We start from the raw sequence: 15058 nt of genomic DNA, 5'->3' as shown, positions 1-15058 counted from the left end.
CGGCAGGCCGGGGCTGTTATCATTGCGCCTCATTCAGGATTCAGGGAGTCTCCGCCTATGCACCGCCTCACCGTTCTCCTCCTCACCCTGTTGCTCGGCCTGAGCACCACGGCCTGGGCCGATACCGACACCCCGCGGGTACGCCTGGTCACCAACAAGGGCGGCATCGTGCTGCAACTGGACCGCGCCAAGGCGCCCAAGACGGTGGAAAACTTCCTGCGCTACGTACAGGACGGTCACTACAACGGCACCATCTTCCACCGCGTCATCGACGGCTTCATGATCCAGGGCGGCGGCTTCACCAGCGACTTCGCCCAGAAGCCGACCCGGGCGCCGATCATGAACGAGGCCGACAACGGCCTGCGCAACACCGTCGGCACCATCGCCATGGCGCGCACCGGCGACCCGCACTCCGCCACCGCTCAGTTCTTCATCAACGTCAACAACAACGACTTCCTCGACTTCCGCGAGAAGACGCCGCGCGCCTGGGGTTATGCCGTGTTCGGCCGGGTGGTGAGCGGCATGGACGTGGTCAAGGCGATCAAGGAAACCCGCACCGGTGCCGGCGGCATGTTCCCCAAGGACGTGCCGCAGGAAACCATCATCATTCAACAGGCCGTCGTCATTACCGACGACAAGACCCCGTAATCAGGAGCCCCCATGATCAAGATGCACACCACCTACGGCATCATCGGTCTCGAACTCGATGCCGCCAAGGCCCCCAATACCGCCGCCAACTTCGAACGCTATGTGCGCGAAGGCTTCTACGATGGCACCATCTTCCATCGCGTCATCGACGGCTTCATGATCCAGGGCGGCGGCCTGACCAGCAACATGGTCAACAAGCCGACCCATGAGCCGATCAAGAACGAGGCCGACAACGGCCTGAAAAACGACCGCGGCACCATCGCCATGGCGCGCACCGGCGACCCGCACTCTGCCACCGCACAGTTCTTCATCAACGTGAAGGACAACAGCTTCCTCAATCACCGCTCCCCCACCCCGGACGGCTGGGGCTATTGCGTGTTCGGCAAGGTGGTGGAAGGCATGGACGTGGTGGACCGCATCAAGGGCGTCACCACCACCAACGCCGGCTTCCACCAGGACGTGCCGGCCGAGCCCATCGTCATCGAGAAGGTCGAGATCGTCGACTGATTCCATGGCGACGCTGTTCGTCTCCGACCTGCACCTGCAGGGCGACCGCGCCCCGGCCGACGGCCTGTTCCGCCGCTTCCTCGGCGCGCAGGCCGTCAGCGCCGAGGCGCTGTATATCCTGGGCGATCTGTTCGAGGCCTGGCTGGGCGACGACCTGGTGCAACCCGAGCAGCAGGGCGTCGTCGACGCCCTGCGCACCCTCACCGACAGCGGCGTGCCGGTGTACCTGATGCACGGCAACCGCGACTTTCTGCTCGGCGCAGAATTTTCCCGTCGCACCGGCTGCACCCTGCTGTCCGATCCGACCGTCATCGATCTCTACGGCACCCCCACCCTGCTGATGCACGGCGACCTGCTGTGCAGCGACGACCTGCCCTACCAGCAGATGCGCCGCCAGCTGCGCGACCCGCAGTGGATCAGCACATTTCTCGCCAAACCGCCCGCGGAGCGCATCGCCTTCGCCCGCCAACTGCGCGACACCAGCAAAGAAGAAATCGGCCGCAAGGCCGAGTACGTGATGGACGTGAATACTGAAACGGTAGCGGCCTATCTGCAGCAATACCGGGTGAGCCGGCTGATCCACGGCCACACCCATCGCCCGGACCGCCACCCCTTGCCGGGCGGCGGCGAACGCCTGGTGCTGGGTGCCTGGGAAACGCATGGCAGCGTGCTGTGCTGCGATGCGGCGGGCTGCCGGCCGGAAGAATACAGCTGGCCGGCGGAATAAGCGCAGCACCTACGTGCGTTACAGACCACGCCTCCACACTCCCGCCACCTTCACCCTCACCGGCTGAGGGAAAAATGCTGATAGCCCTTGGGTAGTTTGAACAGCGCCGCCTCGGCCGGATACTCGCTGCTGTAATCCAGCAGCACCTGTCCCTTGCCCTGCGTGTCGTGCTCCTGGATGGGCAGGCCGAACTGCAATGACCAGTGTGGGGCATAGGTGTTGAGGGCCAGGTCGCAGGGATCCTGCATGTCGGCCGGCACATCGGTGAGGATGCGCGCGTTTTCCCCCGCCAGCACGCTGCGGAAGGCGCTGAGCGCCGCCACCACATCCGGCAGCAAACCGTCGACGGCCACCACCTCGTAGCACAGCTCGCCATTGACGCTGAGGCGGTATTGCTGCGGCGTCTTGCCGGCAACGGCGGGCAAGGACTCCTCCGCCACCACCCGCGAGTGCGTCCGGTTCAGGGGTATGGGCGCCTCGACATCCACCGGCCGCGCATGGATCTCCAGCACGGTACGATCGGTGTGGGTCACGCTGTAGATGATGTTCTGCTTGCGGTCGAACAGCACAAAGCTGCTGTCGACATCACCGTCGTCCATGCGCAGATGACGCGGCGTAACGATGAGGCGCGAGCTGTAGGGCTCGAACCCCGCCTCCATCACCTGGTACATGACCATGGTCGCGTCCTGCGCCCAGGCCGCGCCACACATCAACCACAAGCAGCCGAACAGCCAGCCCCGCAACCGCATCATTGTTCTCCTCATCCCACGCCCTGCAAATAGGCCAGTTCGGCCTCGGAAAATCCGGCGCGGCGCCGCGCCTCCAGATGAAACGGTCCCCGCGGAGGGACCTTCATGTATTCGTCGAGCAGGCGGCGATAGGTCGCCTCCATATCCAGCCCGCGCTCGGCGCAGAGATGGCGGAACCAGCGGTCACCGATGGCCACATGGCCGATCTCGTCGCGCAGAATGATATCGAGCAGGGCGCAGCCCTCTGCGTCGCCCACCGCACGCAGCTTGTCCTGGATGCCGGGATTCACATCCAGCCCGCGCGCCTCCAGGCAACGCGGCACCAGGGCCATGCGCACCAGCGGATCGTGCGCCGTCTTCAGCGCCATCTCCCACAGGCCGTTGTGGCCGGGCCAGTCACCATAGTCGGCGTCCAGGGTGTTGAGGTGGGCGCGCAGCAGTTCGAAGTGCGAGGCCTCTTCCTCGGCCACGCGGATCCAGTCGTCGTAGAAGGCCGCCGGCATGGCGCGAAAACGATACACCGCATCCCAGGCCAGGTTGATGGCGTTGAACTCGATGTGGGTCAGGGCATGGAACAGGATGGCACGCCCCTCGCGGCTGTCGGGACGACGCCGTGGCAATTCGCGTGGCAGCACCAGGCGCAGACGGGCGGGACGGCCGGGGACGGCGATGGTGGCGGCAGGCGTGGTGGCTTCCCGCGTCAGCCGCCCTGCGCGCCAGGCCTGCGCCGTGGCACGGGTCAGCGCGATCTTGTCCGCGGCGTCACAGGCCCGCAGACACCCCAGGGCGGCATCAAACAGCTTGGTCTCGTTCATGGCGCGCCATTCTAGCCCGAACGGCTTGCGCGCTTCACGCCGGCTTCAGCGCCAACACCAAGTCCATCACATTGCTGCCCGTGGGACCGGTTTGCAACAGATCCCCGCTGGCCTCCAGAAAACGGCCCGCATCGGCGCGCACCAGGCACTCGCGCGCATCGAAACACTCCAGTTCGCCGCGGGCGAGGGTGCCCCCATCCACCAGGGCGCCGGCATCCTCGCCAGGGCCATCGCTACCGTCGGTACCCGCCGCCAGCAGAACCACGGCGGAACCCGCCAGCCGCTGCGCCGCGGCCAGGGCCAGGGTCTGGCAACGCCCGCCGCGCCCCGGTTGCGGCGGCAGGCGCACCGTGGTTTCGCCGCCCCACACATACAGGCCGGGCGGCCCAGCGAGCACCTGCTGCGCCAGGGCATGCCCGACACCGGCGGCCTCACCCTGAATGACGTCCTGATGGTGATAGACCGCCAGCCCGTGCGCCGCGCCGGCCAGCCCTGCGGCCAGGCGCGCATCGCGGTTGCTGCACAGAACTTCGGTCTGGATGGCGGCAAAGTCATCGGCAGACGGCAGCGGCGGCGGCGTGGCGACCTGCGCCGCCAGCCAGGGAGGCAGCGCCACCCGTTCTTCGCCGGTCAGCGCCGCTTCCTGCGCGGGCACCAGCAGGCCGGAACCGATGATGGAAGGATCGTCGCCGGGCACATCGGAAATGAGCAGATTGAGCACCGGATGGCCGGCCACATACCGGGCCAGCCGCCCGCCCTTGATGCAGGACAGGGAGCGACGGACGCGGTTGATACGCACGATATCCCAGCCGCTGCCCAGCAACCAATCGTTGGCGGCCTGCAGCTGCGCGGCATCAAGTCCGGGCGGCAACACCTCCACCAGTGCCGAGGTGCCGCCGGAGATGAGAAACAACAGGGGCGCGTCGGCGGGTGTTGTGGCGATGAAATCGAGCAGCGCCTGGCCGGCGGCAAGGCTGGCGGCGCCGGGCAGGGGATGATCCGCCTCCAGCACGCGCAGGCGCGGCCCCGCCGCGGCGTCGGCATAGCCATGGCGGGTGATCACCAGCCCGGCCGCAAGACCCTCGCCCAATGCATCCACCGCCCCCTGCATCATGGCCGCGGCCGCCTTACCGATGGCCACCGCATACACCGGTCCGGCGGCGGTATAGGGGGACAGGCGCGCGCGCACCGCAGTGCGGCCATCCACCGCCTGCAACGCGGCGGCGTAGACATCGAGCAACAGGCGGCGGGGTTCGGTATTCATCACGACAATGCTATCCCGCCGGCACCGCAGCGGGGCCGGTCGCCGGCAACAGAGGGAAATCTCAGGCGGTGCGGTAAGGAGAGCGGCGGCGCATGCCGCCACCCGCGCGCGGCGTCCGCTCCTTGGCCTCGTTCACACGCAGGCCGCGGCCACCAAAGTCCTTGCCGTCCAGATCGCGGATGGCCTCGTCGGCCCCGGCGCCCATCTCCACAAAGGCGAAGCCACGGAAGCGGCCGGTATCGCGGTCATTGACGAATTTCACCGAGGTCACCTCACCGAAGGTCGCAAACAGGTCGCGCAGCTGATCCTCGGTGGCGCTGAACGGCAGGTTGCCCACGTAAATGGTCTTGCCCATGCTCCTCTCCTCCCGCCTCACCAGGCACGGTATTGTCGTTATGGCCGTACCGCTCCGGGTACGGCTGCATCGAGCTTACGCCAGATGCCGGCAGCGGTTCAACGCGTGCGGAGAGCGGCCTGGAATGCCAGGACATATGTCATGTACTGCGACATTCCGGCAGGGTGCATGACTCAAATCAGGGCCAGGCCGCGCGCCAGATCCGCCTTGATGTCGTCCACCTCTTCCAGTCCCACGGAGATGCGGATCAGTCCTTCGCCGATACCCGCCTCCGCCTTCTGCTCCAACGACAGGCGGCCGTGAGTGGTGGTGGCCGGATGGGTGATGGTGCTCTTGGCATCGCCCAGATTGGCGGTGATGGACAACATGCGGGTGGCGTCGATCACCCCCCAGGCCTGCTCGCGCCCACCCTGCACCTCGAAGGCGACGATGCCGCCATAGCCCTTCTGCTGGCGCGTCGCCAGTGCATGCTGCGGATGGGAGGCCAGACCGGGATAGTAGACGCGCGCCACCTGCGGCTGCTGCTCCAGCCACTGCGCCAGCGCCAACGCGTTGGCGCTGTGCGCCAGCATGCGCAGCTTGAGCGTCTCCAGCCCCTTCAAAAACACCCAGGCATTGAACGGGCTCATGGTGGGACCGGCAGTGCGCAGAAAACCGTACACCTCCTTGCCCACCAGTTCCTCGCTCCCCACCACGGCGCCGCCCAGACAGCGGCCCTGGCCGTCGATGTACTTGGTGGCGGAATGGATCACGATGTCGGCGCCAAGCTCCAGCGGCCGCTGCAACGCGGGAGTGCAGAAACAATTGTCCACGGCGAGCAGACAACCGTGGCGATGGGCGATGTCGGCCAGGGCGCGGATGTCGGCGATCTCGGTCAACGGATTGGACGGCGTCTCCACGAACAGCAGGCGCGTGTGGGGACGGATCGCCGCCTCCCACGCCGCCAGATCGGTGAGTGGCACATAGCTGGTCTGCACGCCGAAACGCCCCATGAAGCTGTCGAACAGCACCACGGTGGAACCGAAGATGGCGCGCGAGGAGACGATGTGATCGCCAGCCTTCAGCACGCCCATGCAGGTGGACAGGATCGCCGCCATGCCCGAGCTGGTGGCGACGCAGCGTTCGCCCCCCTCCAGCGCGGCCAGACGCTGCTCGAAGGTGCGTACGGTGGGATTGGTGAAACGCGAATAGATGTTGCCTGCCTCGGTGCCGCCGAAACGCGCCGCGGCCTGGGCCGCGCTGTCGAAGCGAAAACTGGAGGTGGGGAAGATTGCCTCGCTGTGCTCGCCCTCGGCGGTACGTACCTGCCCGGCGCGCACCGCCAGTGTGTCAAAACCCCACTCATCGAAATCCTGCTGATCCATCTTGCACCTTCCACCGTCTGAATCTGTCGTGCGGCGGGCACAAAAAAACCCGCCGGCTTGGAGCCAAAGCGGGTTTTTCGCCCTCACTTTAGCCGTATTTATTGAGCGCCCGCAAGCTGAGTCAAATCGGCGCTGAAGATGGAGATTAGGTAATCATCGACGTACTGTCAATCAGTCGTTGTTATGCACCTCGATGATCGCGCTCACCTCGCGCTCGCGCTGCTCCTTGGAGGCATCGCAACGCGCCTGCTCCAGGGCGGCCAGATACTCTGGCGTGACGTCGCCGGTGATGTACTTACCGTCGAACACCGAGGCCTCGAACTGGGTGACTGCCTTGTTCTTCTTGTGCAGCACCGCATCGACCAGATCGTCGAGGTCCTGATACACCAGCCAGTCGGCACCGATGACCTGGGCGATCTGCTGCTCGTCGCGGCCATAGCCGATCAGTTCTGCCGAGGTGGGCATGTCGATGCCGTAGACGTTGGGGAAGCGCACCGGGGGTGCCGCCGAGGCGAAATACACCTTGTTGGCGCCGGCGTCGCGCGCCATCTGGATGATCTCCTTGGAGGTGGTGCCACGCACGATGGAGTCGTCCACCAGCAGCACGTTTTTGCCCTTGAACTCCAGGGAGATGGCATTGAGCTTCTGGCGTACCGATTTCTTGCGCTGCTTCTGCCCCGGCATGATGAAGGTACGGCCGATGTAGCGGTTCTTGATGAAACCCTCGCGGTACAGCACCCCCAGTTCGTAGGACAGTTGCAGCGCCGAGGTGCGGCTGGTGTCGGGGATCGGGATCACCACGTCGATATCGTGATCGGGGAACACGCGCTTGATCTTGTGCGCCAGTTTCTCGCCCATGCGCAGGCGTGCCTTATACACCGAGATGCCGTCGATAATGGAGTCGGGGCGGGCAAAATACACATACTCGAAGATGCAAGGCGAATACACCGGCGCATCGGCACACTGGCGTGCGTGGAAGCTGCCGTCCTCGCCAATGAACACCGCCTCGCCGGGCATGACGTCGCGCACGCGGTCAAAGCCGAGGGCGTCGATGGCGACGCTCTCCGAGGCCACTACGTACTCATCGCCGTCGCCGGTGGTGCGCTTGCCGATGAACAGCGGGCGGATGGCATAGGGGTCGCGGAAGGCGACGATGCCGTAGCCGATGATCATGGCCACCGCCGCATACCCGCCTTTCACCCGCGTATGCACCCGCGCCACGGCATCGAAAACATCATCGGGCAGGATGCGCAGCTTGCCCTGACGCTGCAATTCGTGGGCAAAGACGTTGAGCAGGATCTCCGAGTCGGAGGTGGTGTTGATGTGACGCAGGTCGTCGCGGAACACCTCTTCCTTCAGCCTGTCGGCATTGGTGAGGTTGCCGTTGTGGGCCAGGGCGATGCCGAAGGGCGAGTTGACGTAGAACGGCTGGGCCTCGGCGGAGGAAGAGCAGCCGGCGGTGGGGTAACGCACGTGACCGATGCCCATATTGCCCGGCAGCTTGAGCATGTGGCGGTTCTCGAACACGTCGCGCACCAGGCCATTGTCCTTGCGCAGATACAACCGACCGTTGTCGCAGGTCATGATGCCGGCGGCGTCCTGGCCGCGATGCTGCAACACGGTCAGGCCATCATAGATGGCCTGATTGACCGGGCTTCTGCCCACCATGCCGATAATACCGCACATCGCAACTACCTCTGTTTCAACACGGACACCGGGGCGTCCTCAGTAACGAATGTTCTTGGCAACTTCCGGCGGCAGCCAGGCGCGCGTCCACACCGCCAGGTCCTGGAAATAGTGCATCAGCGCCGACTGCTTCCACCACGGGTCACGCGGCACGCTGGTCAATCCCGCCAGCAGCACCAGCACTGTCACCAGCACGATGCCGCGCGCCAGGCCGAAGACGATGCCGATAACGCGATCGGTGCCGGACAGGCCGGTTTTCTTGATCAGCTGCACCGCCAGATAATTGATGAAGGCAGCCACCAGCAGGGTGAGGAAAAACAGTATGGCAAAGGCGACGATAAGGCGCAGCGAGGGGGTTTCGATGTGCGAGCGCAGCAGGCGTTCCAGGTTGTCACTGAACATCAGTGCCACCCACACCGCCAACACCCAGCCGGCCAGGGACAGCGCCTCGCGCGTGAAGCCGCGCCACAGGCTGATGAGGACGGAAACCCCGAGGATGCCGAGAATGACGAAGTCGACCCAGTTCATTAGGTAGGGACTGGAGGTATCTGCCGGAAAGGGCGCGATTCTAGCAGAGCGCCCGCAACAGCAAAAGGAATGTCTGTCAGGGATGCGGGACCACGATGCCGCGCTGGTCGATCTTGGCCAGCTTGGCCTGGATCGCCTCGGCATCGGAGCGAGACAGCACCGGACCGACGCGCACGCGGTAGGACGTCCCGCTGGCCAGCTTCACCTGCTCCACATAGGCCGGATATCCTTTGCCACGCAGACTGTCACGCAGGCGGCTGGCATTGGCCTGTTCGGAGAAGCTGCCCACCTGCACCGCCCAGCTTTCGGCGCCTGCCGGTTTGGTAGCGGTGGCCACCTCGGCCGGCTTGACCGGCTGTACCGGAGCAACGGGCCTGGGCTGCTGAGCCGGTGCCGGCGTTACGACCGGGGCCGGGACCGGCTCGGGCGCAACGGGTGGCGCCGGCTCGGGCGGCAACTCCCGTTCCACCACCACCGGTGCATAGGCGGGCGGCGGCGGCACCTGCAACGGGATGTCCACCATCCCGACGCGGCTATCCGGTGGTTCCGGGACGTTACTGCCGAACATCGGGATGCCGGAGCGCTTGTCGCCCTCCAGCAGCATGGGCACGAAGATCACCGCCAGCGCCACCAGCACGATGGCACCCACCAGACGCTTTTTCAGCTGCTCGTTCAAGGTCAGTCTCCGTACTACGCCCAGTTCCAGGGGAATCGGTCCCGATTATACGGGCCGGGCCAGAGCCTCCGCCACCGTGTAGAACGACCCAAATACCACGATGCGATCACCTGCCTTCGCCTCGCCTTGCGCCTGCGCCAGGGCCGCCGGCACATCGGCGCAGGCGGTGATACACGCTTCCGCGACACCCGCCGCCCCGAGGGCCTGGACCAATTGGGCCGTGGCGGCGCCACGCGGCACCGCCAGCGCGCCGGCATACCAATGGTCGACGCTCTCCCGCAGCCGGCCCAGGGCGCCGGCCATGTCCTTGTCCGCCAGCATGCCCACCACCGCCAGGGTACGGCCGGCACAGGGCATGGCCGCCAGGTTGGCCGCCAGCTCCCCGGCCGCCTGCGGGTTATGCGCCACGTCGAGGATGCGAGTGACTTCTCCCGGCTGTACCTGAAACCGCCCCGGCAGTTGCACCGCCAGCAGGCCGGCGCGGATCTGTGCCTGGTCCAGCGGCAGACGCTCGGAAACGGCTTCCAGCGCCATCAGCACGCCGGCGGCATTCTGGAGCTGGGAACGGCCGCGCAGGGCCGGCAGCGGCAGGGCGCGGCGCTCGTGTCCCCCACCCCACCAACGCCAGCCCTCCGCCACGGCCTCGGCGCCGAAATCCTGGCCGTAGCGATACAGCCGCGTCCCCAGGCTGGCGGCATGATTCAACAGGGACTGGGGGGCATCGGGGCTGCCGTAGATGGCCGGGCGCCCGCTGCGATAGATGCCCGCCTTCTCGAAGCCGATGGCCTCGCGCGTGCCGCCCAACCACTGGGCATGATCGATGTCCACGGTGGTGACCAGGGCGACATCGGCATCCAGCACATTGACCGCATCGAGCCGCCCCCCCATGCCCACCTCCAGGATCGCCACGTCCACCAGGCTGCGCCAGAAGATATCCAGCGCGGCCAGGGTGCCGAACTCGAAATAGGTCAGCGAGATGTCGCCGCGCGCCTGATCGATACGCTCGAAGGCCTCGCACAGGGCGGTATCGTTCACCGCCCTGCCATCGAGGCGGACGCGCTCGTTGTAGCGCAGCAGATGGGGCGAGGTATAGGCGCCGACACGATAGCCACCGGCGCGCAGGATGGCCTCCAGCATCGCCACCGTGGAGCCCTTGCCATTGGTGCCACCGACGGTGACCACCGCAAAGGGCGGTGGCGCGGGATGCAGGCGACGCAACACCATTGCCACCCGCTCCAGCCCAAGATCGATTTCACTGGGATGCAGGGTTTCCTGCCAGGCGAGCCAATCGGCTAAGGAAGGGAAACGCATGGTGGATTTCGAGTTGCGGGCTTCGCGTTCGTACCTCAAACACGAAGCCCGTAACTGAATTTACGGCGCGGGCTGATGCGTCAGCTTGGCCAGCAGCCCGGCGATGCGATCGCGCATCTCGCGGCGATCGACGATGAGGTCGATGGCGCCCTTCTCCAGCAGGAATTCGCTGCGCTGGAAGCCTTCCGGCAAGGTCTCGCGCACGGTCTGCTCGATGACGCGCGGACCGGCAAAGCCGATCAGCGCCTTGGGCTCGCCGATATGGATGTCACCCAGCATGGCGAAGCTGGCGGAGACACCACCCATGGTCGGGTCGGTGAGCACGGAGATGAACGGCAAGCCGCGCTCCGACAGTTTGGTCAGCGCAGCCGAGGTCTTGGCCATCTGCATCAAGGAGAACAGCGCCTCCTGCATGCGCGCCCCGCCGGAGGCGGAGAACGACACCAGCGGAATCTTGTGTTCGATGGCGGTATTCACCGCGCGCACGAACTTCTCGCCCACCACCGAACCCATGGAACCGCCCATGAAACTGAACTCGAAGGCGGCGGTGACCAGCGGTACACCCTTGACCTGCCCCATCATCACCACCAGGGCGTCGTTTTCCTCGGTGGCCTTCTGCGCGGCCAGCAGACGATCCTTGTAGCGTTTGCTGTCCTTGAATCGGAGGGTATCCACCGGCTGCAGATTGCCGGCGATCTCGACACGCGGCTCCGGGTCGAGGAAGGTTTCCAGGCGACGGCGCGCTCCGATGCGCATGTGGTAGCTGCACTTGGGGCAGACATCCAGATTGCGCTCCAGCTCGGCGCGGTACAGGACGGCGTTGCAGTCGGGGCACTTGGCCCACAGGCCTTCCGGCACCGAGCGGCGCTGCGTGGCCGTGCCTTCGGTGCGGATGGTGGAAGGGAGAAATTTTTGTAACCAGCTCATGGTGGAGAGTCCTTCGCTGCCGCCGGAGGGTTATCGGGCGCCGTCGAGGGCGCGGCGCAATTCACCGATAAGGCCGGCGGTCTGGGCCAATAGTGTATCAGGATCGTCACGCAGTTCCTCGATGCGGCGCACCAGGGCGGAGCCGACGATGACCGCGTCGGCCACCTGGGCTACTGCCCGCGCCGACTCCGCGTCCTTGATGCCGAAGCCGACACCCACCGGCAGTCCGGTATGGGCGCGGATGCGCTCCACCTGGGCGCGTACGCCGTCCATGTCGAGGTGCGCGGCACCGGTGACGCCCTTCACCGAAACGTAGTAGACAAAGCCGCTGGCCGCCCGGCAGATGGTGACGATGCGGTCATCGGCGGTGGTGGGCGCCAGCAGGAAGATGGGGTCGATGGCGTGGGGCTTGAGCGCCGCCAGCAGGTCATCCGCCTCCTCCGGCGGGATGTCCACCGTGAGCAGACCGTCCACACCGGCGTCCGCGGCGGCGGCGGCAAAGGCGGTGTAGCCCATGGCCTCCACCGGATTGAGATAGCCCATCAGCACCACGGGCGTGCCGGCATCCTTCTCGCGGAAGGCGCGCACCATCTCCAGCACATTGCGCAGGCTGACGTGGTGTTCCAGGGCACGCTCGCTGGCGCGCTGGATCACCGGGCCATCGGCCATGGGGTCGGAGAACGGCACGCCCAGCTCGATGACGTCGGCACCGGCCGCCACCAGGGCGTGCATCAGCGGCACGGTGATCTCCGGGCGCGGGTCGCCGGCGGTGATGAAGGGAATCAGCGCCTTGCGACCGGCGGCCTTCAATTGGGCAAACCTCTGCTGCAACCGGCTCATACCTTGATCCCCTCCAGCGCCGCCACTGTATGAATGTCCTTGTCGCCGCGGCCGGACAGGTTGACGATGATGATCTGGTCCTTGCCCAGCGTGGGCGCCAGCTTGCTGGCATAGGCCAGGGCATGACTGGACTCCAGCGCCGGCATGATGCCCTCGGTACGGGTCAGGTCGTGGAAGGCGGCCAGCGCCTCCTCGTCGGTGGCGTACACATACTCGGCGCGGCCGTTGTCCTTGAGCCAGGAGTGCTCGGGGCCGACGCCGGGGTAGTCGAGGCCAGCGGAAACCGAGTGCGACTCGATGATCTGGCCGTCCTCGTCTTCCATCAGGTAGGTGCGATTGCCGTGCAGCACACCGGGTCGGCCGGTGGCAAAACGTGCCGCATGGCGGCCGCTCTGGATGCCCTCGCCGCCCGCCTCCACGCCGTACAGCTTGACCGCCGCGTCGGGCAGGAAGGGATAGAACAGACCCATGGCATTGGAGCCGCCGCCGACGCAGGCCACCAGGGCATCGGGCAGACGGCCTTCCTGCGCCAGGCACTGCTCACGCGCCTCGCGGCCGATGATGGACTGGAAGTTGCGCACCATGGCCGGATAGGGGTGGGGCCCCGCCACGGTGCCGATGATGTAGAAGGTATCGTCGATATTGGTGACCCAGTCGCGCATCGCCTCGTTGAGCGCATCCTTCAGGGTCTTGGAGCCGGAGGACACCGGCACCACCTCGGCGCCCAGCAGGCGCATGCGGAACACATTGATCTTCTGCCGTTCCACGTCGGTGGCGCCCATGTACACCACGCACTTGAGGCCGAGGCGCGCCGCCACGGTGGCAGTGGCCACGCCATGCTGGCCGGCCCCGGTCTCGGCAATGATGCGGGTCTTGCCCATGCGCTTGGCGAGCAGGGCCTGGCCGATAGTGTTGTTGATCTTGTGCGCGCCGGTGTGATTGAGGTCTTCGCGCTTCAGATAAACCTTCGCCCCGCCCAGTTTCTGCGTCCAGCGCTCGGCCAGATACAGCGGCGAGGGACGGCCGACGAACTGCTTGAGGTCGTAGTCGAATTCGGCGAGAAAATCGGTGTCGTCCTTGTAGCGCTCATAGGCGAGGCGCAGCTCTTCCAGCGGCCCCATCAGGGTCTCGGCCACGAAGCGGCCGCCATAGGGGCCGAAATGGCCGCGCGCATCGGGCAACTGCTGCAGCTCGGCACCGCTCATGGGCTCATCGGTCTTGGACACTCTCTACACCTCGCATAAATGCCGCCATCTTGGCGGCACTCTTGATTCCCTTGGCCTGTTCCACCCCGCCGCTCACGTCGACCCCATAGGGACGGGAGATACGGATGGCCTCGACCACATTGTCCGGCGTCAGGCCGCCGGCCAGGATGATGGGTTTGTTCAGGTCCTGCGGCACACGCCGCCAATCGAAGGCCTGACCGGTACCACCGGCCTCGCCCGGCACATAGGTATCCAGCAGCAGACCCTGGGCCGAGGCATAACGCTGCGCCTCGGCGGCCACGTCAAGGCCGTCGCGCATGCGCAGGGCCTTGAGATAGGGCCGGCCGAAGGCGGCACAATAGGCCGGCGCTTCATCACCGTGAAACTGCAGCACATCGAGAGGAACGGCCTGCAACACCGCCAGCACCTCGGCCGCCGGGGCGTCGACAAACAGGCCCACCACGCTGACGAAGGGCGGCAGGGCCGCGCACAGCGCCCGCGCCTGGGCCACGCTGACCGCGCGCGGGCTGGGGGCATAGAACACCAGGCCGATGGCATCGGCACCGAGGCGCGCCGCCTCGATGCCGTCTGCCGGGCGGGTAATGCCGCAGATTTTTACTCGTGTACGCATGAAGGGGCGCAGATTACCAAACCAGCGCAGGGGGCGGAAGCTGCGGGATCCCGAACTCCGCCGGATAATCGATGCGCACCAGATACAGCCCCCAGGGCTGTGCCGTCACGCCACCAGCGCTGCGATCGCGGGATTCCAGCACCTCGCGACTCCACTCCAGCGGCCGCTCGCCGGCGCCAATGGCCATCAGCACCCCGGCGATGTTGCGCACCATGTGATGCAGGAAGCCGTTGGCCTCGATATCCAGCAGGATCAGTTCACCCTGGCGTTGCACGTCCAGGCGATACAGGGTGCGCACCGGGCTGCGCGCCTGACAGGCCACCGCGCGGTAGGAGGAAAAATCGTGCTCGCCCAGCAGAGGCAGCGCTGCCTCCGCCATGCGCTCGGCATCCAGCGGGCGGTAGTCGAAACACACCCGGCGCGACAGCAGCGCCGGCCGGTAGGTCCGATTGAGGATGGCGTAGCGGTAGGCGCGGCGACGGGCGGAAAAGCGGGCGTGAAAGTCATCGGCCACCGGCTGCGCCCAGCGCAGGGCGATGTCCGGCGGCAGATGGGAGTTGCCACCCATCACCCAGGCATGCATCGGGCGCACCGCCTCGGTGTCGAAGTGGATCACCTGGCCGCTGGCATGCACCCCGGCGTCGGTGCGCCCGCCGCAGATCACCTGCACCGGATGAGCAGCGATGCGCGACAGCGCCGCCTCCACCCGCGCCTGCACGGTGTTGGGGTCATGGCTCTGCGCCTGCCAGCCGCCGTAGCGGCTGCCGTCATATTCAATGCCTGCGGCGATACGCATGGGAAGGTTACAAGCTGCGAGTAAAAGCG

17 protein-coding genes are annotated in these 15058 nt (G+C 66.2%); 3 read left to right on the top strand and 14 right to left on the bottom strand.

What is annotated here, in order from left to right:
• Nucleotides 1-57 precede the first annotated feature (57 nt).
• Genes ACMV8A_RS01035 through ACMV8A_RS01025 form a run of 3 tightly spaced genes read left to right on the top strand, consistent with a single transcriptional unit; the run spans nucleotide 58 to nucleotide 1882 of the window.
• Nucleotides 58-648, top strand: coding sequence for a peptidylprolyl isomerase (locus tag ACMV8A_RS01035; RefSeq protein WP_495323862.1), 591 nt, complete (start codon nucleotides 58-60; stop codon nucleotides 646-648).
• A 12-nt stretch (nucleotides 649-660) separates the two neighbouring features.
• The gene (locus ACMV8A_RS01030) at nucleotides 661-1155 is read left to right on the top strand and encodes a peptidylprolyl isomerase (protein WP_495323861.1); all 495 of its coding nucleotides are present in this window, start codon (nucleotides 661-663) and stop codon (nucleotides 1153-1155) included.
• 4 nt (nucleotides 1156-1159) lie between these two features.
• A complete protein-coding gene (locus tag ACMV8A_RS01025; RefSeq protein WP_495323860.1) occupies nucleotides 1160-1882 on the top strand; it encodes a UDP-2,3-diacylglucosamine diphosphatase in 723 nt (240 codons plus the stop codon).
• 56 nt (nucleotides 1883-1938) lie between these two features.
• On the opposite strand, the gene ACMV8A_RS01020 is transcribed toward ACMV8A_RS01025, so the two are convergent.
• The 14 genes from ACMV8A_RS01020 to truA form a co-directional block, all read right to left on the bottom strand.
• Nucleotides 1939-2634 carry a hypothetical protein gene (locus ACMV8A_RS01020; RefSeq protein ID WP_495323859.1) on the bottom strand — a complete coding sequence of 232 codons (696 nt, stop codon included), beginning with the start codon at nucleotides 2632-2634 and terminating at the stop codon, nucleotides 1939-1941.
• A gap of 8 nt (nucleotides 2635-2642) precedes the next feature.
• On the bottom strand, nucleotides 2643-3446 hold the full coding sequence (locus tag ACMV8A_RS01015; protein ID WP_495323858.1) for a ferritin-like domain-containing protein: 804 nt from the start codon (nucleotides 3444-3446) through the stop codon (nucleotides 2643-2645).
• Between the two features lie 34 nt (nucleotides 3447-3480).
• A complete protein-coding gene (locus ACMV8A_RS01010; RefSeq protein ID WP_495323857.1) occupies nucleotides 3481-4710 on the bottom strand; it encodes a glycerate kinase type-2 family protein in 1230 nt (409 codons plus the stop codon).
• A 61-nt stretch (nucleotides 4711-4771) separates the two neighbouring features.
• Entirely contained in the window at nucleotides 4772-5065 is a 294-nt protein-coding gene (locus ACMV8A_RS01005) for an RNA recognition motif domain-containing protein (RefSeq protein WP_495323856.1), read from the bottom strand.
• 173 nt (nucleotides 5066-5238) lie between these two features.
• The gene (locus ACMV8A_RS01000) at nucleotides 5239-6429 is read right to left on the bottom strand and encodes an O-succinylhomoserine sulfhydrylase (RefSeq protein ID WP_495323855.1); all 1191 of its coding nucleotides are present in this window, start codon (nucleotides 6427-6429) and stop codon (nucleotides 5239-5241) included.
• Between the two features lie 171 nt (nucleotides 6430-6600).
• Entirely contained in the window at nucleotides 6601-8115 is a 1515-nt protein-coding gene (gene purF / locus ACMV8A_RS00995) for an amidophosphoribosyltransferase (protein WP_495323854.1), read from the bottom strand.
• 39 nt (nucleotides 8116-8154) lie between these two features.
• Nucleotides 8155-8643, bottom strand: coding sequence for a CvpA family protein (locus ACMV8A_RS00990; protein WP_495323853.1), 489 nt, complete (start codon nucleotides 8641-8643; stop codon nucleotides 8155-8157).
• Between the two features lie 76 nt (nucleotides 8644-8719).
• Nucleotides 8720-9319: an SPOR domain-containing protein gene (locus ACMV8A_RS00985; RefSeq protein ID WP_495323852.1), complete on the bottom strand. Its 600-nt coding sequence runs from the start codon at nucleotides 9317-9319 to the stop codon at nucleotides 8720-8722.
• A 45-nt stretch (nucleotides 9320-9364) separates the two neighbouring features.
• Entirely contained in the window at nucleotides 9365-10630 is a 1266-nt protein-coding gene (folC, locus tag ACMV8A_RS00980; protein ID WP_495323851.1) for a bifunctional tetrahydrofolate synthase/dihydrofolate synthase, read from the bottom strand.
• A 60-nt stretch (nucleotides 10631-10690) separates the two neighbouring features.
• Nucleotides 10691-11557, bottom strand: a complete 867-nt coding sequence (accD, locus tag ACMV8A_RS00975) for an acetyl-CoA carboxylase, carboxyltransferase subunit beta (protein WP_495323850.1) — start codon at nucleotides 11555-11557, stop codon at nucleotides 10691-10693.
• 30 nt (nucleotides 11558-11587) lie between these two features.
• Complete coding sequence (gene trpA, locus ACMV8A_RS00970) at nucleotides 11588-12397, bottom strand: tryptophan synthase subunit alpha (protein WP_495323849.1); 810 nt, start codon at nucleotides 12395-12397, stop codon at nucleotides 11588-11590.
• Nucleotides 12394-13602, bottom strand: coding sequence for a tryptophan synthase subunit beta (trpB, locus tag ACMV8A_RS00965; RefSeq protein WP_495323996.1), 1209 nt, complete (start codon nucleotides 13600-13602; stop codon nucleotides 12394-12396). The genes trpA and trpB overlap by 4 nt, the downstream gene beginning before the upstream one ends.
• Nucleotides 13603-13606: 4 nt before the next feature.
• Complete coding sequence (locus ACMV8A_RS00960; protein WP_495323848.1) at nucleotides 13607-14233, bottom strand: phosphoribosylanthranilate isomerase; 627 nt, start codon at nucleotides 14231-14233, stop codon at nucleotides 13607-13609.
• Nucleotides 14234-14246: 13 nt separating this feature from the next.
• On the bottom strand, nucleotides 14247-15029 hold the full coding sequence (gene truA, locus ACMV8A_RS00955; protein ID WP_495323847.1) for a tRNA pseudouridine(38-40) synthase TruA: 783 nt from the start codon (nucleotides 15027-15029) through the stop codon (nucleotides 14247-14249).
• Between the last annotated feature and the right edge of the window lie 29 nt (nucleotides 15030-15058).

Source organism: Sulfurivermis sp. (assembly GCF_059410345.1).
This window is presented reverse-complemented; position numbering and strand designations above follow the sequence as displayed.